Origin of the sequence: Janthinobacterium sp. PLB04, assembly GCF_021165895.1 — a bacterium.
In the GTDB taxonomy this organism is placed as follows: Bacteria; Pseudomonadota; Gammaproteobacteria; order Burkholderiales; family Burkholderiaceae_D; genus Janthinobacterium; species Janthinobacterium lividum.
This window is the reverse complement of sequence record NZ_CP088968.1, coordinates 1,225,891-1,242,897: the sequence shown is the minus strand read 5'-3', so window position 1 is coordinate 1,242,897 and position 17,007 is coordinate 1,225,891. Positions and strand designations below refer to the sequence as shown.

19 protein-coding genes are annotated in these 17,007 nt (G+C 61.6%); 5 read left to right on the top strand and 14 right to left on the bottom strand.

Annotated features, from left to right (window positions below):
• Positions 1-8 precede the first annotated feature (8 nt).
• On the bottom strand, positions 9-1,028 hold the full coding sequence (locus LSO07_RS05495; protein ID WP_151092700.1) for a serine hydrolase domain-containing protein: 1,020 nt from the start codon (positions 1,026-1,028) through the stop codon (positions 9-11).
• A 181-nt stretch (positions 1,029-1,209) separates the two neighbouring features.
• On the opposite strand from LSO07_RS05495, the gene LSO07_RS05490 reads away from it, so the two are divergent.
• Both LSO07_RS05490 and LSO07_RS05485 read left to right on the top strand, forming a co-directional pair.
• Positions 1,210-2,544, top strand: a complete 1,335-nt coding sequence (locus LSO07_RS05490; RefSeq protein ID WP_151092698.1) for an MFS transporter — start codon at positions 1,210-1,212, stop codon at positions 2,542-2,544.
• A 120-nt stretch (positions 2,545-2,664) separates the two neighbouring features.
• Complete coding sequence (locus LSO07_RS05485; RefSeq protein ID WP_034785374.1) at positions 2,665-4,005, top strand: hemolysin family protein; 1,341 nt, start codon at positions 2,665-2,667, stop codon at positions 4,003-4,005.
• On the opposite strand, the gene LSO07_RS05480 is transcribed toward LSO07_RS05485, so the two are convergent.
• From LSO07_RS05480 to LSO07_RS05455, 6 genes are read right to left on the bottom strand one after another with little or no spacing between them, the layout of a single operon-like run.
• Positions 4,006-5,082: an AI-2E family transporter gene (locus LSO07_RS05480; RefSeq protein WP_034784887.1), complete on the bottom strand. Its 1,077-nt coding sequence runs from the start codon at positions 5,080-5,082 to the stop codon at positions 4,006-4,008. It lies immediately after the preceding gene.
• A gap of 42 nt (positions 5,083-5,124) precedes the next feature.
• Positions 5,125-5,718 carry an SCO family protein gene (locus tag LSO07_RS05475; protein ID WP_034784885.1) on the bottom strand — a complete coding sequence of 198 codons (594 nt, stop codon included), beginning with the start codon at positions 5,716-5,718 and terminating at the stop codon, positions 5,125-5,127.
• A complete protein-coding gene (gene cyoE / locus LSO07_RS05470) occupies positions 5,715-6,614 on the bottom strand; it encodes a heme o synthase (RefSeq protein ID WP_070258805.1) in 900 nt (299 codons plus the stop codon). The genes LSO07_RS05475 and cyoE overlap by 4 nt, the downstream gene beginning before the upstream one ends.
• Positions 6,615-7,784 (bottom strand): COX15/CtaA family protein, encoded by a 1,170-nt coding sequence (locus LSO07_RS05465; protein WP_070258803.1) that lies wholly within the window; start codon positions 7,782-7,784, stop codon positions 6,615-6,617.
• 18 nt (positions 7,785-7,802) lie between these two features.
• Positions 7,803-8,432 carry an SCO family protein gene (locus LSO07_RS05460; RefSeq protein WP_070258801.1) on the bottom strand — a complete coding sequence of 210 codons (630 nt, stop codon included), beginning with the start codon at positions 8,430-8,432 and terminating at the stop codon, positions 7,803-7,805.
• On the bottom strand, positions 8,413-9,171 hold the full coding sequence (locus LSO07_RS05455) for an SURF1 family protein (RefSeq protein ID WP_151092696.1): 759 nt from the start codon (positions 9,169-9,171) through the stop codon (positions 8,413-8,415). Before LSO07_RS05455 ends, LSO07_RS05460 begins: the two co-directional genes overlap by 20 nt.
• 36 nt (positions 9,172-9,207) lie before the next feature.
• Between LSO07_RS05455 and LSO07_RS05450 the strand changes: the two genes are divergently transcribed.
• Positions 9,208-9,408, top strand: a complete 201-nt coding sequence (locus LSO07_RS05450) for a twin transmembrane helix small protein (RefSeq protein WP_034748996.1) — start codon at positions 9,208-9,210, stop codon at positions 9,406-9,408.
• A gap of 119 nt (positions 9,409-9,527) precedes the next feature.
• On the opposite strand, the gene LSO07_RS05445 is transcribed toward LSO07_RS05450, so the two are convergent.
• The 7 genes from LSO07_RS05445 to LSO07_RS05415 form a co-directional block, all read right to left on the bottom strand.
• A complete protein-coding gene (locus LSO07_RS05445; RefSeq protein ID WP_034784877.1) occupies positions 9,528-10,388 on the bottom strand; it encodes a cytochrome c oxidase subunit 3 in 861 nt (286 codons plus the stop codon).
• 40 nt (positions 10,389-10,428) lie between these two features.
• The gene (locus LSO07_RS05440) at positions 10,429-10,635 is read right to left on the bottom strand and encodes a DUF2970 domain-containing protein (RefSeq protein ID WP_034749002.1); all 207 of its coding nucleotides are present in this window, start codon (positions 10,633-10,635) and stop codon (positions 10,429-10,431) included.
• 9 nt (positions 10,636-10,644) lie between these two features.
• Positions 10,645-11,172 carry a cytochrome c oxidase assembly protein gene (locus LSO07_RS05435; RefSeq protein WP_051959653.1) on the bottom strand — a complete coding sequence of 176 codons (528 nt, stop codon included), beginning with the start codon at positions 11,170-11,172 and terminating at the stop codon, positions 10,645-10,647.
• 46 nt (positions 11,173-11,218) lie between these two features.
• On the bottom strand, positions 11,219-11,323 hold the full coding sequence (locus LSO07_RS05430; RefSeq protein ID WP_211551746.1) for a cytochrome oxidase small assembly protein: 105 nt from the start codon (positions 11,321-11,323) through the stop codon (positions 11,219-11,221).
• Positions 11,324-11,374: 51 nt separating this feature from the next.
• Positions 11,375-12,979, bottom strand: a complete 1,605-nt coding sequence (gene ctaD / locus LSO07_RS05425; protein ID WP_034784874.1) for a cytochrome c oxidase subunit I — start codon at positions 12,977-12,979, stop codon at positions 11,375-11,377.
• A 13-nt stretch (positions 12,980-12,992) separates the two neighbouring features.
• Positions 12,993-14,201, bottom strand: a complete 1,209-nt coding sequence (coxB, locus tag LSO07_RS05420) for a cytochrome c oxidase subunit II (protein WP_034784872.1) — start codon at positions 14,199-14,201, stop codon at positions 12,993-12,995.
• A 464-nt stretch (positions 14,202-14,665) separates the two neighbouring features.
• Positions 14,666-15,562: a methyltransferase domain-containing protein gene (locus LSO07_RS05415; RefSeq protein ID WP_052140371.1), complete on the bottom strand. Its 897-nt coding sequence runs from the start codon at positions 15,560-15,562 to the stop codon at positions 14,666-14,668.
• An 84-nt stretch (positions 15,563-15,646) separates the two neighbouring features.
• Here LSO07_RS05415 and LSO07_RS05410 point away from each other — a divergent pair, with 84 nt between their 5' ends.
• Together LSO07_RS05410 and trmL are read left to right on the top strand one after the other, a co-directional pair.
• Complete coding sequence (locus LSO07_RS05410) at positions 15,647-16,396, top strand: ComF family protein (protein ID WP_151092694.1); 750 nt, start codon at positions 15,647-15,649, stop codon at positions 16,394-16,396.
• A gap of 42 nt (positions 16,397-16,438) precedes the next feature.
• Positions 16,439-16,909, top strand: coding sequence for a tRNA (uridine(34)/cytosine(34)/5-carboxymethylaminomethyluridine(34)-2'-O)-methyltransferase TrmL (trmL, locus tag LSO07_RS05405; protein WP_034784868.1), 471 nt, complete (start codon positions 16,439-16,441; stop codon positions 16,907-16,909).
• The last annotated feature ends 98 nt before the right edge of the window (positions 16,910-17,007 follow it).

Genomic DNA, 17,007 nt, shown 5'->3' with positions numbered 1-17,007 from the left:
GGCACTGATCAGTCGCCCAGGTCGACAGCGATGGCCGCCAGCCAGGCCGCCTGGTCCGGCTCGCAACTGTCCACATTCGCCAGCTGGATCACGGACAGGCCCGCCTCGGGCACGCGCAGCAGCAAGGCCCGGAAACCCCACAGTCCGCCGTCGTGGAACACCACCGTGCGTCCGCCATGCCCGATTTGCTCCAGCCCGTAGCGATAGGACCAGCTCAGGCCATCGGGGCCCGGCGTTTCCGCCAGCTGCGCGCGCACCAGGCTGGACGAATCGCGGTACTGGCGCTGCCAGTCGCGCTCCCACAGGGCCAGGTCGTGCAGCGAGGCATACACGCCGCCGTCACCGACCGTATTCGCATTGCCCAAATGCTGGCGATAGCCGCCCGCCTGCGCGGGATCAACGCTATAGCTGCGCACGCGCTGGGGCATGACAGCTTGCCGGTCGACATCGAAGGCCGTGGCGTGCATGCCAAGCGGCGCGAACAGGCGTTCGCGCGCCTGCGCCGCCAGCGGCTGGCCGGCGAGCGCTTCCACCAGTTTGGCCAGCAAGATGTAATTGCAATTGCTGTAGGCATGCGCGCTACCGGGCGGAAATGTCAGATCCTCCATCCGCGCGATCAGGCGCAGCAGCAGCGCATTGTCAAAATAATCGCTGTCGTGGCGGCCCAGCTGGCATGCCAGGTAGTCGAAATAATCGGGAATGCCGCTGGTGTGATTCAACAATTGACGCACCGTGATGACGGCGCCGAACTGGCGCACTTCGGGCAGATGGGGCGCCACGTCGTCGTCGAGGCCGATGGCGCCCTCGCGCACCAGGTCGAGCACGCAGGCGGCCGTGAATTGCTTCGATTCCGACGCCAGGTAGTAGCGCGACTGCGCCGTCAGGGGCACGCCCAGTTCCAGACACGCCAGGCCATGATGCAGTTCCAATAAGGTCTCGCCGTCGCGCTGGATCAGCGCGCTGAAACCGGGACCGTGCGCCGGCAGGCTGGCTTGCAAGGCAAGAAAGTGGCTGAGCAGATTTTTCATGGCGCGATCTTAGCATGCAGGCAAGATTACTTTTGCGCCATATTCATTAGTTAATCCGATAAATCCATTCGAAAATAACGTTTGAATAATCAATCAAAAGCGATTGTAATAAAGCCTGAGACAAACACGCGCCCGTCCCTCGCCGGCTGGGTGCGATCACCATAAAAACAGGAGCGGCACCATGTCTACGGCAGGCACGACGATCGATATTCCCGATCTCATCAATAACAACAAGATCGGCTCCTTCCAGATCGGCATGCTGATCCTGTGCGGGCTGTGCGTCATCATGGATGGCTTCGACGTGCAGGCCATGGGCTATGTGGCGCCCGCCATCATTGCCGACTGGCATGTGAGCAAGGCCAACCTGGGCCCCGTGTTCGGCGCGGGTCTCCTGGGCATGCTGGTGGGCTCGCTCGTCTTCAGCATCACGGCCGACAAGTTCGGCCGCCGCCCCGTGCTGATCGGCTCGACCATCTTCTTTTCGCTGTGCATGCTGGTCACGCCGCTGGCCACCACCATCGAGCAATTGCAACTGATCCGTTTCATCACGGGCCTCGGCCTGGGCGCCGTGATGCCGAACGCCATGGCGCTGGCCGGCGAATACAGCCCCCTGCGCAAGAAAGTCACCCTGATGATGCTGGTCTCGTGCGGCTTTACCCTGGGCGCCGTGCTGGGCGGTTTATTGTCCGCCGCGCTGATTCCCGCATTCGGCTGGCAATCCGTGTTTTACGTGGGCGGCGTGGTGCCGCTCGCCATCGGCGTGCTGATGTTCTTCCTGCTGCCGGAATCGATGCAATTCCTGGTGCTCAAGAAACGCAAGCTCGATAAAGTCGCCAAGTGGCTGAAACGCATCGACCCGACGGTCACCATCACGGCTGACACGCAATACCTCGTGCACGAGAAAGAGCACAAGGGTGCGCCCGTGCTGCAATTGTTTACGGGCGGCCGCGCAAAGATGACGATCCTGCTGTGGGTCATCAACTTCATGAACTTGCTGAACTTGTATTTTCTGTCCAACTGGTTGCCGACGATTGCCAAGGAAGCGGGCTTGTCCACGGCCAACGCCGTGCTGGCCGGCACGGCCCTGCAAGTAGGCGGCACCATCGGCACCCTGGTCATGGGCCAGCTGATCGACCGCTCCAGCTTCCGCCGCATCCTGCTGCCATGCTTCCTCGTCGCCGCCGTGGCGATTGCCCTGATCGGCCGTCCGGACGTCTCGCTCGCCTTCCTGTTCATCACGATCTTCATCGCCGGTTTTTGCGTGGTGGGCGGCCAGCCGGCCGTCAACGCCCTGGCGGCCAGCTACTATCCGACCACCCTGCGTTCGACGGGCATCGGCTGGAGCCTAGGCATCGGGCGCATCGGCTCCATCATCGGCCCCGTGCTCGGTGGCGAGCTGATCCGCCTGAACTGGCCCAACAGCACGATTTTCCTGGTCGTCGCCATTCCCGCCATCGTCTCGGCCGTCATGGTCTTTGCCATGCGCGGCGGGCCGCAAACGGCGACCAAAGGCTGAACAAGCGTGAAAAACCTGCCGCGCCCGCCCGCCTGCACGGGCGGCGAGCGCGGCTAAATTAGGCTATGGCGCCCTTCGTCGTTTAAGATGTCGTTTTTACAGCCCATCTTCAGCGCCCCCATGCACAATGTCTTGCTAGTCCTGCTCGCCCTCTTCCTGGTCGCGCTGAACGGTTTTTTTGTTGCCGCCGAATTTGGCATCGTCACCTTGCGGCGCACACGCATCCGCGCCATCGCCAAGACACAGGGATTGCGGGGCCGCATCCTGGCCAAGGTGCATGGCCAGCTGGACGCCTACCTGTCCGCCTGCCAGCTGGGCATCACCCTCGCGTCGCTGGGCCTGGGCTGGGTCGGCGAACCGGCGTTTGCCGGCTTGCTCGAACCGCTGTTCGGCGCCATCGGCGTCACCTCGCAAGAGCTGATCCACGGCGTCTCGTTTGTCGTTGCCTTCAGCGTGATTTCCTTCCTGCATATCGTCGTGGGCGAACTGGCGCCCAAATCGATGGCCATCCGCAACCCGGAAGCCGTCGGCCTGTGGAGCGCGATTCCCCTGTACGGTTTTTACTGGGCCATGTATCCGGCCATCTACCTGCTCAACGCCAGCGCCAACTGGGTGCTGCGCATGGCGGGCCTGTCCGGCAAGGGCGGCCACGACGCCCATTATTCGTCCGAAGAACTGAAACTGATCCTGCGCACCAGCCAGCCGGGCGAGAAATTCACGCGCGACGAGCGCAACATCCTGGCGCAATCGCTTGATTTCGAACAGATGACGGTATCGGACCTGATGCGTCCGATCAATGAAGTGATCGCCCTGCACGCTTCAAACACCCTGGAAGAAAACCTCGACACGGTGCTGCGCAACCGCTTCAGCCGCTACCCGTATTTCGACATGAATGAAGACGACGTGCTGGGCGTGGTGCACTTGAAAGACCTGTTCTTTGCCCAGCAGGCAGGCAAACCGATCACCTCGCTCACGCCGTTTCTGCGTCCCGTCGACATCATTTCCGCGCGCACGCCGGCGCTGGAACTGTTCCGCCGCTTCCGCGACGGCGCGCCCCACTTCGCCCTGATCGGCGAAAAGGGCAAGCGCCCGCTGGGTTTCATCACCCTGGATAACTTGCTCGGCGCCATGGTCGGCGAAATCCGCGATGAATTCCGCCGCAATGAAAACGACTGGCTCAAGCAAAGCGACGGTACCCTGATCGGCAAGGCCAGCCTGCCCATCTTCTCGCTCGAACGCATCCTCGGCATCGATATCGAAAACGAGGAGCTGGGGCTGGACGACGTGGAATCGGTGGGCGGCTTGATCATGGTCAAGCTGGGCGACATTCCGAAGCAGGGCCAGCGCATCACCTTTGTCGACTTCGACATCGTCGTCAAGAAGATGAACGGACCCCGCATCGTGCTGATCAAGGTGATCCCGAAGCAGGAACGCGACCTCGACGCAGACTTGCGCGACTGACTATTTCTTGCTCGTCAGGGTATCTTTTCCCTGCGGCACGGTGGTCTCGCCCACCGTCCACGTTTGCAGCAAGCTGTATAGTACCGCCAGCAGGGTCGGGCCGATGAAAATGCCGACGAAGCCGAAGGCCAGCACGCCGCCCAGCACGCCGAGCAGCACCAGCAGGAAGGGCAGGCTGCTGCCGCGGCTGATCAGCATGGGCTTGACCACATTGTCCACGCCGCTGATCAGCAAACCGCCCCACACCAGCATGAAGATGCCCCAGCCCGTCTGGCCGTCATTGAACAGCCAGATGGCGGCGCCGCCCCAGATCAGTGGCGGCCCCACGGGAATCAGCGAAAAGATGAAGGTGGCCACGCCCAGCAGCGCCACGGCCGGCACGCCGGCAATCAGGAAACCCACCACGGCCACCAGGGCTTGCGCCAGCGCCGTGCCCAGCAAGCCGTACATGACGCCGCGCACGGTGCGGCTGATGGTCAGGCCCACGCCCGGCGCGCTGTCACCGATGATGCGGCCGGCGCCCGTCATCAGGGCACGGCTCAGCTGCTGGCCATCGCGGTAGAGGAAGAAGCTGACGAACACGGCCAGGCTGGTCTGCGCCAGGCCAGTGCCCAACAGGATGCCGCCGGAAGCGAGGAAATGGCGCGCCGGTTCCAGCATCGTCTTGCCCAAATTCAGTAATTCCTCGCGGTCGGCGAGCAGGCGCTCCACGTAGCCAGCGATGGTTTCGCCCACCACGGGAATGCTGGCCAGCCAGGCCGGCGGATGCAGGCCGCCCGACTCCAGCGCCGTGCGCAACTGTTCATAGATGCGCGACACATTGTCGGCCAGGTTGTAGGTGACGAGGGCCAGCGGCAGCACGATGACCAGGATCAAGGACAGGGTCATGATGGCGGCCGCCCAATTGCGCCGGCCTTTCAGGCGTTCGAGCAGCAGCAGATACAGGGGCCAGCTGGAAATGCCAACGCAGGCGGCAAACAGCATGGCGGCGAGGAAGGGCCGCAAGACGAAAAAGCAGCCGATCAACAGGAAGATGATGGCTGCCAGGCGGGCGTGCGGCTCGAAACGTTTATCCATGTACTGCGTATCCTGAAGATGGCGCCCGGGGGCGCGATCAGGTCAGGATAGCAGAAGTTTAAGATCGTGCGCGATGGCGGCAGGCTTTTCGCCGTGGCGCACGAACAGGCGGATCTTGCCTTCGCGGTCGAAGACATAGGTGCCGGCCGTGTGGTCGACCGTGTAGCTCTCGTCCGTCTCGCCCTCGACCTTGGCGTAATACACCTTGAATTCCTTGGCTACCTTGGCCGTCGCGGCCGCATCGCCATACAGTCCCACGAAGCGCTTGTCGAAGGCCGGCACGTATTCGGCCAGCAAGGCTTGCGTGTCGCGCTCGGGGTCGACGGTGACGAACAGCACTTGCACCTGGTCCGCCTGCGGGCCCATTTCCTGCATCACCTGCGCCATGTCGGCCATGGTGGTGGGACACACGTCCGGGCATTGCGTGTAGCCGAAGAACATCAGCACCAGCTTGCCCTTGTAGTCGGCCAGGGTGCGCGGATGGCCCGTATGGTCCGTCAGCGCAAACTCGCGCGCGTAGCCGAGGCCCGTCACGTCCGTGTTCTTGAAGGCCAGCTTCGGCGCGGCAGGCTTGCCGCAGCCGGCCAGGACGGCGACCAGCGCGGCCGCCAGCAACAGAGTCAGGTATTTTTTCATGTGCCGAGAGGAATGTAGTGGTCAACCAGCAAAGCCGCGAACAGCAAGGCCAGGTAGATGATGGAAAACGTAAAGGCCTTGCGCGCGATCAAGTCCGTGTAGTGGCGGTACATCTTCCACGCGTAGTACAGGAAGCCGGCGTTCAGCACCACGGCCGAAGCCAGGTAGATCAGGCCGCTCATGCGCACGGCATACGGCAGCAAGGTGGTGGCGGCCAGCGCGATCGAGTACAGCCAGACGTGGAATTGCGTGAATTTCAAGCCGTGCGTGACGGGCAGCATGGGCAAGCCCGAGCGCGCGTAATCGTCGCGGCGGTACATGGCCAGGGCCCAGAAATGCGGCGGCGTCCACACAAAGATGATCAGGACCAGCAGCCAGGCCTGCATCGGCACGTCGTTGGCGACGGCGGCCCAGCCCAGCGCGGGCGGCATGGCGCCGGACAGGCCGCCGATAACGATGTTTTGCGGCGTCGCGGGTTTGAGCACCATGGTGTAGATCAGGGCGTAGCCGACAAAGGTGACAAAGGTCAGCCACATGGTCAGCGGATTGACCAGGTGATACAGGATCGCCATGCCCAGGCCGCCGATCACCAGCGCGAATACCACCGTCTGTTTCACCGTGATGTCGCCCATGGCCATCGGGCGGCGCGCCGTGCGGGCCATGCGCGCGTCGATTTCGCGCTCGGCCAGGCAATTGACGGCAAACGCGGCGCCCGCCAGCAGCCAGATGCCGATGGTGCCGAACACCACCGCATGCCAATCAGGCAACTCCTCGCTGGCCAGGAACATGCCGATGACGGCGCAAAACACGGCCAGTTGCGTCACGCGGGGCTTGGTCAGCGCCCAATACTGGGCGATGCGGGGGGATGGTTTACGGCTGATGGTCTGAGTAGTCATTTATGCGATACGGGAAGGACTGGCTGGTGCCGAGGGCACTGGCGCGGCGGCGGAAGCAGATTTCCGCGCTACATCGAGTTGGAATTTAGCCTTGTAGTTTAACATGGTCAGCAATAAGACGAGCAGCGCCGCCCCGCCGTTATGCATGACGGCAATCGACAATGGCCAGCTCAGGTAGATGGTCGCCAGGCCCGTGGCCGCCTGCAGTGCCAGCACCAGCGCCACCCAGCGGGCCGTGCCGCGCAAGGACGGCAGCTTCCACGCGCGAAACACCGTGTAGCCGATGCCAGCGAGCACGATGAAGGCGAAATTGCGGTGCACCCAGTGGATGGCCGTCAGTGCGGAAAACGGCAGATAATGACCGGCGGCCGTCTTGCCCAGCTCGCGCCACAGATGAAAACCATGCTCGAAATCCATCTCCGGAATCACCTTGCCGCCGCACAGGGGGAAATCCGTGCAGGCCAGCGTGGCGTAGTTGGTGCTCACCCAGCCGCCCAGCGCGATCTGCACGGTCAACAGCACCAGCGAAAAAATCGCCAGCGCGCGCACGGGGCGCAGCACGGCAGCGTCCGCATCGGCGCGCAGCACAGGTTTGACGGCATGATCCTGGCGTCCGCCCAGCCACGTCAGCATGGCCAGCAAGCCCATGCCCAGCAGCAAGTGGATGGTGACGATCACCGGTTGCAGCTTCAGTGTGACGGTCCAGGCGCCGAACGCGCCCTGCAGGCAGACGAACAAAAACAGCGCCGTCGGCAGCGCGGGGGCGAATTCCTCGCGTTTGCTTTTCTTCCACTGGCGCCACGCCTGCACCATCATCGCCACGATCAAGACGCCGATGGCCATGGCCAGGTAGCGGTGCGTCATTTCAATCCATGCCTTGACCACCGTGACGGGCCCCGTCGGCATCAGGGTTTCCGCCGCCACGATGTGCTCGTGCGCGAGGAAAGGATTGGCCGAGCCATAGCAGCCTGGCCAGTCCGGGCAGCCCAGGCCGGAATCGGACAGGCGCGTAAAACCGCCAAACATGATCAGGTCGACCGTCAGGAAGACGGCGATCCATACGAGCTTGCGGTATTTATTGGCGTCCGCGGACACCCAGACCATGGTCAGCGGCAGCAGCGCCACCAGCAGACCCGTCAAGCCCAGCTGTGCCAGCGCGGAGAGATGCATCGTCGGCATGCAGACTCCTCAACCGATCGCCGAAGCTTTGAGCAGCTTGGCGATGTCTTTCTTGATCTTGTTCGGGTCCGCGTCTTTCGGGAAGCGCATCATCAGATTACCCAGCGGATCGATCAAATAAAAATGGTCGCTGGTCTTGCCGCCCGGCTCCACGGGCAGCCACGCTTTCAAGGCGTCGCTATTGACGCGCAGCATGCTGGTGCCGTCGAATTCGCGCATCACCAGGGTGTCGAGCGGCTGGGCATCCGTCACCAGCCAGACCCGTTCCAGGCGTTCGCGTTCCTTGCCCTGCATGAGGCGCAGTTGTTGCATGTCAAACAATTGCTTCTTGCATGCTTCCTGGCAATCGGATGGTCCCGTTTGCAGCAGCACCCACTTGCCCTTGAATTGCGCCAGCGGGGCCGCCTTGCCGTCCAGTTCCGTCACCTGCAATTGCGCTTCCGGTATCGGATGCAAACGCGGGTCGATGAGGGCGCCGTAATTGTTGCGGCCCGTGGGCTTGATGATGTAATACGTGAAATACGAGGCGATGATGGGAAACGCGCACACGGCAACGACAGCCAGCAATTTCCACCGTCCCGTATTTTGTGCCTGTTTATTGGTGCTGTCTTGCGTTGTGTCAGGGCTGTTTGTTTGCACGTCGAAATCCTGTAAAGACAAAAAATAGAAAGGCCATCAGTGCCAGTGCATACCACTGGAATGCATAGCCGCGGTGCTTGTCGGCGCCCAGGTCGGGCGCCGGCCAGTCGCGCACGGGAAGCTGGCCGGATGCTGGCGCCGTCGCTGAAGGATCCACTGAATCAGCCGTTTGTTCGAGAATAAATGGCTGCAAGGCCAGGCCGCTCGCCTGGGCCAGCTGGGCGATATCGGCATTTTGCACGATGGCGTGCGGCGCCAGGGCCGGTGCCGTGCCCAGTTCCATCACATGGCCCGCGTTCAGCCGCGCGATGCCGGAAATCGTCACCGTGCCGGCCGGCGTGGCGTAATCAGGAATGCGCGTGCGCTCGGCATTGTTGCGCGGCAACCAGCCCTGCGCCACCAGCACGTGCATGGCAGAACCGTCGATCTGGAATGGCGTGAGCACGTGAAAACCGGCCTGGCCCTTGTAGGGGCGGTTGTCCAGGTACACGGTCCAGGCGGGCACGAAATGGCCCGTGACGGTGATCCGGCGGTATTCGATCGCTTGCGCATCGGCCGGCAGCAGGGGCGCGGCCGTCAATGCCAGCGGTGCGGCCTGGTTGCCCGCCTCGAGCCGGGCGGCGCGGCCGACTTTCTCGTCGCCACGGCGCTGCTGCCATTGCGCCAAAGAGCACCCCAGGGCCACCAGTAGCAGCATTACAACAAATGGAATCCATCTAAAATGGAAGCGGATACGCATTACAATGAAACCTCCTCAAGCCAGGCGCTACCATCCATGAAAATCCTCGTTGCCATTGCCTTCATCCTGATTCTGGGCAGCCTGGGCTCGGCCCTGTTCTTCCTCATGCGCGACAAGGGCAAGAGCAACCGCACCGTACAAGCGCTGGCCCTGCGCGTGGGCTTGTCGATCACCCTGTTTTTGCTGATCCTGCTGGCGCACAAGCTCGGCTATATCCAGCCGACGGGCATACACTAAGCTTCTTGCCTGATTGGCAAATTCTTCAGACTAAGAAAAAAGCCGTACCCAGGATGTCCCGGTACGGCTTTTTTTATGGTGCCGGCGCGCCCCTCAACAACGCGCGCCCTGCCCCGCCATTATAACCAATACACGACCACGTACAGGCCCAGCCAGACGACGTCGACAAAGTGCCAATACCAGGCGGCGCCTTCGAAGCCGAAGTGGTGCTCGGGCGTGAAGTGGCCTTTCAGCACGCGGTACAGGATGACGGACAGCATGATGGCGCCCAGGGTCACGTGGAAGCCGTGGAAACCCGTCAGCATGAAGAAGGTGGCGCCGTAGATGCCCGACGTCAATTTCAAGTTCAGTTCGCTGTAAGCGTGGATGTATTCATACACCTGGAAGCCCATGAAGATGGCGCCCAGCAAGATCGTGGCAAACAGGAACAGGGCCGTCATGCCGCGATGGCCGGCGCGCAGCGCATGGTGCGAAATGGTCAGGGTCACGCCCGACAGCAGCAGCAAGGCCGTGTTGATGGTCGGAATCCAGAACGGCGTCATGGTGGTGAATTCCTGCACCGTGCCGGCTGGCCCCGTATTGCCCCAGTGGGCGGCGAAATCGGGCCAGATCACCTTGTGGTCAAGGTCGGCCAGCCACGGCATGGAGATGCTGCGCGCGTAGAACAGGGCGCCGAAGAAGGCGGCGAAGAACATGACTTCCGAAAAGATGAACCAGCTCATGCTCCAGCGGAAGGAGTGGTCGATGCGCTCGCTGTACAGGCCCTGTTCCGATTCGCTGATGGCGTCGCCGAACCAGAAATACAGCACCAGCAGGATGCCGGCCAGGCCCAGGTAATTCAGGTACGGGCCCCAGGAAACGTCGTTGACCCAGGCCGAGGCGCCGATCATGGTCAGCAGCAGGCTGGCGCCGCCCAGCATGGGCCAGCGCGACGGGCCGGGCACAAAATAATAAGGTACGGCGGCGTGGTTGGAACTCATCATCATCTCCTCAAAAACTTATAGGGTGGTTTTTTATAATTTATAAAACGACGAATTTGACAATCGAAATCAATATGCCGATCAGGCAAGCCACCACCAGGAAACCGGCGATAACGATGTGCACGGGGTTGAGCTTGGCCGAATCCGTGTCGAAATCGCTCTTGCGGCGCAGTCCCGTGAATGACCACACGACGGCCCGCAGCGAATACAGGAACGACGCTTTTTCAGGCTGCTTGGATTCGCCCATGCCACTCTCCTATTGGACGGCCGGCGTCTGAGCCTGGCTCAGACCGGCTATCTCGAAAAACGTGTACGACAGGGTGATGGTTTTCACCTCTTTCGGCAGGGCCGGATCGAGGAAGAACACCACCGGCATCTGCCGCGCTTCCTTCGGTTTCAAGGTCTGCTGCTTGAAACAGAAGCACTCGACCTTCTTGAAATGCGGCGTGGCGCTCTGCGGCGCGTAACTGGGGATGGCTTGCGCGTTGACGACGCGGTTTTGCGTGTTGACCACTTCATACATGACGGTCACCAGTTCGCCCGGATGCACCTGCATGCTCGACACCGTCGGGCGGAAGCGCCATGGCCCCTGCGCATTGCCGTCGAACTCGACGGTGATGCTGCGCGTCGTGTCGACCTGCGTATTGTTGTCGTAGGCTACCGTGCCATCTTTTTGCGTCAGCACGTTGATGCCCATCACTTCGCAAATCTGCTTGTAGACGGGAATCAGGGCATAGCCAAAGCCGAACATCAGCACGGCAATGACGAGCAGCTTGCCCAGCATCTTGCGGTTCAGGCCGCGTGTTTCCTGTTGGTCGGGCGTCGTCACGTCAGAGCCACATGCGCTTGACGAATACGGACAGGAAGAAGAAGGCCGCCAGGGCCCCCAGTATCAGCCCGGTACGCAGGTTGTTCGGTTTTTTACGTTCGGTCATGACAGGCACTTTATTCAAGACGGGCCGCGGAACACGCCGGCCCGGGATACCTTATTTCACTGTCGGCGGCGTTTCAAACGTGTGGAAAGGCGCCGGGCTCGGCACGGTCCATTCCAGGCCTTCCGCGCCTTCCCATGGTTTCGCTGGCGCAGCCTTGCCGCCGCGGATGGTCGGCAAGACCACGAAGAACAGGAAGTACACCTGCATCAGGCCAAAACCGAAGCCGCCGATCGAGGCGATCATGTTGAAGTCGGTGAACTGCGCCGGATAGTCGGCGTAGCGGCGCGGCATGCCGGCCAGGCCCAGGAAGTGCATCGGGAAGAAGGTCACGTTGAACGTGATCAGGGACAGCCAGAAGTGGATCTTGCCGCGCGTCTCGTTGTACATGTGGCCCGTCCATTTCGGCGACCAGTAGTAGAAGCCGGCAAACAGGGCAAACAGCGAACCGGCCACCAGCACGTAGTGGAAATGCGCCACCACATAATAGGTATCCTGCAGCTGGATGTCGATCGGCGTGACGGCCAGGATCAGGCCCGTGAAGCCACCCATGGTGAAGACGAAGATGAAGCCGACCGAGAACAGCATCGGCGTTTCGAACGTCATGGAACCTTTCCACATCGTGGCGATCCAGTTGAACACTTTCACGCCCGTCGGCACGGCGATCAGCATGGTCGCGTACATGAAGAACAGCTGGCTGGTCACCGGCATGCCGGTGGTAAACATGTGGTGCGCCCAGACGATAAACGACAGAATCGCGATGGAAGCGGTAGCGTAGACCATCGATGCGTAGCCGAACAGGGGCTTGCGGGCAAACGCGGGCAGGATCTGCGAGACGATGCCGAAGGCCGGCAGAATCATGATGTAGACCTCGGGATGGCCGAAGAACCAGAAGATGTGCTGGTACATGACGGGATCGCCGCCGCCTGCCGCGTTAAAGAAGGAGGTGCCGAAATGGCGGTCCGTCAGGGTCATGGTGATGGCGCCGGCCAGCACGGGCATGACGGCGATCAACAGATAGGCGGTAATCAGCCAGGTCCAGCAGAACATCGGCATTTTCATCAGGGTCATGCCCGGTGCGCGCATGTTCAGGATGGTGACGATGATGTTGATCGAACCCATGATGGACGAGGCGCCCATCAGGTGCATGGCAAAAATGGCCATGTCCATGCCGGGGCCCATCTGCGTCGACAGCGGCGCATACAGGGTCCAGCCGGCAGCCGTGGCGCCGCCCGGCACGAGGAAGGACGTGGCCAGCAGGATGGCGGCCGGCGGCAGCAGCCAGAACGAGAAGTTGTTCATGCGGGCAAAGGCCATGTCGGACGCGCCCACTTGCAGCGGGATCATCCAGTTGGCGTAGCCGACGAAGGCCGGCATGATGGCGCCAAACACCATCACCAGGCCGTGCATGGTGGTCAGTTGATTGAAAAATTCCGGGTGAAAGAATTGCAAGCCTGGGTGAAACAGTTCCGTCCTGATCATCAGGGCCAGCACGCCGCCCGACAGCAGCATGATGAACGAGAACCACAGGTACAAAGTACCGATATCCTTGTGGTTGGTGGCAAACAGCCAGCGGCGGTAGCCAGTGGGATGATCGTGGGCATGGTCGTGATCGTGACCGGCGTGGTCCAAGGTGCTAGTGCTCGTGCTAGTACTCATATGCGACTCCTAATTACTTGCGTGCAGCCACGATTTCGGCTGGTTGAACGATGTTCTCTTCGGCCTTGTTCGACCAGGTATTGCGCGTGTAAGTGATCACTGCGGCAATTTCCGTGTCGGACAGCTGTTTCCAGGCTGGCATTTCCGCCGGATACTTGCCGCTCTTTTGCCCGTTCAGCAAGACATGGATCTGTTCCGCTTTCGGACCGTTCACCACGGCCGAGCCGTCCAGCGGCGCAAATGCACCTGGCACGCCCTTGCCTGTCGCCTGGTGGCAGACCACGCAGTTGGCCGCATACACTTTCTCGCCCTTGACCTTCAACTCGTCGATGGTCCACACCTTGCTTGGATCATCAGCCAATGCCGCCATTTCCTTTTGTTTTACATCAACCCAGGCCTTGTAGTCATCGGCCGAGACGACCTTGACGACGATGGGCATGAATGCATGTTCCTTGCCGCACAGTTCGGCGCAATTGCCGCGGAAGGTGCCGATATGGTCGGCCTTGAACCAGGTGTCGCGCACGAAGCCGGGAATCGCATCCTGCTTGACGCCGAAGGCGGGTACGGACCAGGCGTGGATGACGTCGTTGGCCGTCAGCACCACGCGGATCTTCTTGTTGACCGGCACGACAACTTCGTTATCGACCTCGATCAGGTAGTTTTCGCCCCGCTTTTCCGTCGGCGGCACGCCTGGCGCGCCTACTTGCGAGCGCGGCGTGGCCAGGTTGGAGAGGAAGGAAATGCCTTCGCCCTCGCCTTTCAGGTAGTCATAGCCCCATTTCCACTGCATCCCGGTGGCCTTGATGGTGATGTCGGCGTTCGAAGTGTCCTTCATGCCGACGACGGTGCGCGTGGCAGGCAGGGCCATGCCGATGACGATCAGGAAAGGCACGACGGTCCAGGCGATCTCGACGGTGGTGCTTTCGTGGAAAGTGGCCGGCTTGTGGCCCAGGGACTTGCGGTGCTTGAAGATGGAATAAAACATGACGCCGAACACGGCTACGAAGATCACCAGGCAGATGATCATCATCAGGGTGTGCAAATCGTAGATTTCATGGGCGATCTGTGTCGCCGGCGGTTGCAGATTCATTTCGAACGGCACGGGACCGCCGGTGCCGGGATAGGTGCCGGCAGCCGGTGCCGCCGTGGCCCATCGCCCGATGCCAAACGCTGTCAAAGACAGCCCGAGCAGCAACGATTGAAGTCGCTTTGCATGTGTCATGTTTTCCCCAACCACCCAAAAATAATGATATTTTAAACGGCTGCGGACTTCTCCGTACTGGACCGCTGCCGCTCCTCCATGAAAGCAACACGGCCAGAATACGGCCATGTGCGTCAAGCACCAGCGAATTCCATGCTGGCTGCCGCAGCAAAAACGGCGGCGCGCAACCATGCTGGAACCCTGTTTTTCTTCTCCACACTGAAATGGCCTTGTGTGGAAGATGGTTACTATACTAATGCAGTAACTTCGAATTAGTCTTGCTTTGTTTTTTTTATTTTGTATGCAGCCCTTGTTTTTTCTACTTAGCAAGCTGACAAACAATCAACGATTATAATCAAGTAAACTTGAATCCATCAAGCAATAATCGGCTTTGTGCGCGCCCTTCTCCTGGCCGCCGCGCGCTTTGCAACGCTTGCTGCTGCATCCATGCGCGAATGCGACCAAGTGTCGGTTTCTTTAGCCTTTTATTTGGGCTTTCTCGGCAAATCAAAGCGGATGATCGCCTCGCCATTGCGCGTCACGCGCGGCGCGGGACGGAAGGCGTGGCCATAGATCACCTCGAAACTCAGGCCCAGCTTGCCGTCGGGACGGCGCATCTTTTCCAGCGCGGCCAGCATGCGCTGCCAGGCCGCCTTGCCCATCAGGCCGCGCCGGCGCGTGGTCAGCGGATTGCCGCCGAAGGCGCGCACGTCCGCCAGCAGTTTTTCCGCCGTATCGTAGGTAACGGTGATGATCTCCATGTCCAGCACGGGCGTGGAAAAACCCGTCTCGACCAGCATGTCGCCAAAGTCGTGCATGTCGACAAAGGGCAAGGCGTGCGGATATAAATCGGCCTCGGCAAAGGCGTCGCGCACTTCGCGGAAGGTGTCGGGACCGAAACAGGAAAACATCAGCAAGCCATCGAGGCGCAGCGCGCGCCGCCATTCGGCAAACACGCGGTCGGGCTGGGCATGCCAGTGCAGCGCCAGGTTGGACCACACGAGGTCGATGCTGCCCTGCGCCAGCGGCAAGTCGCCGAGGTCGCCGCACAGCAGATCCACGCCCGCCTTGGCCGGCAGCAGTTTGCTGAGGAACTGGTTCAGGCTGGCCAGTTTCGACGCGGGCGCGCGCGCCGCCTGCATCATCGCTTGCGCTGCATCGAGACCGATAATCTGCGCTGCGGGATAATCCTTTTGCAACTGCGCTAGGTCCGCACCGGGGCCGCAGCCGGCGTCAAGCACACGGTGCGGCGTGATTTTCACCAGCTCCAGGCGCTCGTGCATGCGTGCCGACACTTCGCGGCGCAGGAAGTCCGATGGCGCGATGCGCGCCGGACGGGAAAAGAAATCGCGTACTTGCACCGCATCGATGGGCGCACTCATTTTGGGCGGACTGGTGGGAACTGGCATGTTGAATCGGGTGAGGTGAGATAATGTCGGCAGTGTACATGGAACGACGCCATCGCGATGCGGACCGCCACCCAGCACCGCCTTGATGCCGCGTGGCAGGCGCTGCGGCTGTGGCTGGGCGCCACCTTGCTGCCGGCCCAGTGCGCGCTGTGCGGCATCGGCTGCCCGGAAGTGCTGTGCCCCCCCTGCCGCGCACAGTACCTGGGACTGCTGCGGCACCGCTGCCGCCAGTGCGCCAATCCGCTCGACGATGTGGCAACGCTGTGCGGACGCTGTTTGCGCCAGCGGCCCGCGTATGACGCCACCGTCACGGCGTTTGATTATGCGGCGCCCGTCGACCAGTTGCTGCTGCAGCTGAAATTCGGCGCGCGCCTGGCGCTGGCGCCCCTGTTGGCAGAATTGCTGCGTGTTGCCATTCAGCAACATCCGAATTGGGAGGCGCCGCAGTTGCTGTGCCCGGTGCCGCTGGGCCCGGCCCGACTGGCCGAACGGGGCTTTAACCAGGCGCTGGAAATTGCCCGCCCGCTGGCGCGCCTGCTGCACGTGCATTTACAGCCCCGCCTGGCGCTGCGGGTGCGCGAAACCCGGGCGCAAAGCGGCGTGGCGCCGCAGGAACGGCAAGCCAACCTGGCGCACGCGTTCGCCATCGCGCCGGAACACGCGCCATTATTGCAAGGATGCCATGTGGGCATCGTCGACGACGTGATGAGCAGCGGCCACACCGTCAACGCGCTGGCCGCCGCCTGCAAGAGCGAAGGCGCGGCCAGGGTCAGCATACTGGTGGTGGCGCGCACACCGCCGCATTGAATTCGCTATATATTAGATACAGACAGACCCAAGGAGAGCATTTTGTTTCACGTTGTTTTGGTAGAACCTGAAATCCCGCCCAATACGGGCAACGTCATCCGCCTGTGCGCGAACACGGGCGCGCAGCTGCACCTGGTCGAACCGCTGGGCTTTCCGCTCGACGATGCCAAGATGAAACGCGCCGGCCTCGATTACCACGATTACGCCAAGATGAAGGTGCACAAGAACTGGGCAGCGTTCCTGGCCGACACCCAGCCCGACCCGGCCCGCATGTTCGCCATGACGACGCGCGGCTCGCGCCCGTTCGGCGACGTGGCCTTCTTGCCGGGCGACGTGTTCGTGTTTGGTTCCGAGACGAAAGGCCTGGACCCGGCCCTGCGCGACGGCTTTCCGGCCGAACAACGTATCCGCCTGCCGATGCGCCCGGACAACCGCAGCTTGAATCTGTCGAATACGGTGGCCGTCGTCGTCTACGAAGCCTGGCGCCAGCATGGCTACCAGGGCGGCGCGTAGGCCGGATTAGGCCCAAGGGGCCGTAATCCGACAACATTGTTGGCGTTAGTGGCGTTGTCGGACTACGCGGGGCTTTACCCCGCTAATCCGACCTACGC

Excerpts from the sequence above, each read along its gene's own strand:
- LSO07_RS05495 (WP_151092700.1), bottom strand. The coding sequence starts at position 1,028 with ATGAAAAATCTGCTCAGCCACTTTCTTGCCTTGCAAGCCAGCCTGCCG.
- LSO07_RS05490 (WP_151092698.1), top strand. The coding sequence starts at position 1,210 with ATGTCTACGGCAGGCACGACGATCGATATTCCCGATCTCATCAATAAC.
- LSO07_RS05485 (WP_034785374.1), top strand. The coding sequence starts at position 2,665 with ATGCACAATGTCTTGCTAGTCCTGCTCGCCCTCTTCCTGGTCGCGCTG.
- LSO07_RS05480 (WP_034784887.1), bottom strand. The coding sequence starts at position 5,082 with ATGGATAAACGTTTCGAGCCGCACGCCCGCCTGGCAGCCATCATCTTC.
- LSO07_RS05475 (WP_034784885.1), bottom strand. The coding sequence starts at position 5,718 with ATGAAAAAATACCTGACTCTGTTGCTGGCGGCCGCGCTGGTCGCCGTC.
- cyoE (WP_070258805.1), bottom strand. The coding sequence starts at position 6,614 with ATGACTACTCAGACCATCAGCCGTAAACCATCCCCCCGCATCGCCCAG.
- LSO07_RS05465 (WP_070258803.1), bottom strand. The coding sequence starts at position 7,784 with ATGCATCTCTCCGCGCTGGCACAGCTGGGCTTGACGGGTCTGCTGGTG.
- LSO07_RS05455 (WP_151092696.1), bottom strand. The coding sequence starts at position 9,171 with ATGCGTATCCGCTTCCATTTTAGATGGATTCCATTTGTTGTAATGCTG.
- LSO07_RS05450 (WP_034748996.1), top strand. The coding sequence starts at position 9,208 with ATGAAAATCCTCGTTGCCATTGCCTTCATCCTGATTCTGGGCAGCCTG.
- LSO07_RS05445 (WP_034784877.1), bottom strand. The coding sequence starts at position 10,388 with ATGAGTTCCAACCACGCCGCCGTACCTTATTATTTTGTGCCCGGCCCG.
- LSO07_RS05440 (WP_034749002.1), bottom strand. The coding sequence starts at position 10,635 with ATGGGCGAATCCAAGCAGCCTGAAAAAGCGTCGTTCCTGTATTCGCTG.
- LSO07_RS05435 (WP_051959653.1), bottom strand. The coding sequence starts at position 11,172 with ATGCTGGGCAAGCTGCTCGTCATTGCCGTGCTGATGTTCGGCTTTGGC.
- LSO07_RS05430 (WP_211551746.1), bottom strand. The coding sequence starts at position 11,323 with ATGACCGAACGTAAAAAACCGAACAACCTGCGTACCGGGCTGATACTG.
- ctaD (WP_034784874.1), bottom strand. The coding sequence starts at position 12,979 with ATGAGTACTAGCACGAGCACTAGCACCTTGGACCACGCCGGTCACGAT.
- coxB (WP_034784872.1), bottom strand. The coding sequence starts at position 14,201 with ATGACACATGCAAAGCGACTTCAATCGTTGCTGCTCGGGCTGTCTTTG.
- LSO07_RS05415 (WP_052140371.1), bottom strand. The coding sequence starts at position 15,562 with ATGAGTGCGCCCATCGATGCGGTGCAAGTACGCGATTTCTTTTCCCGT.
- LSO07_RS05410 (WP_151092694.1), top strand. The coding sequence starts at position 15,647 with ATGCGGACCGCCACCCAGCACCGCCTTGATGCCGCGTGGCAGGCGCTG.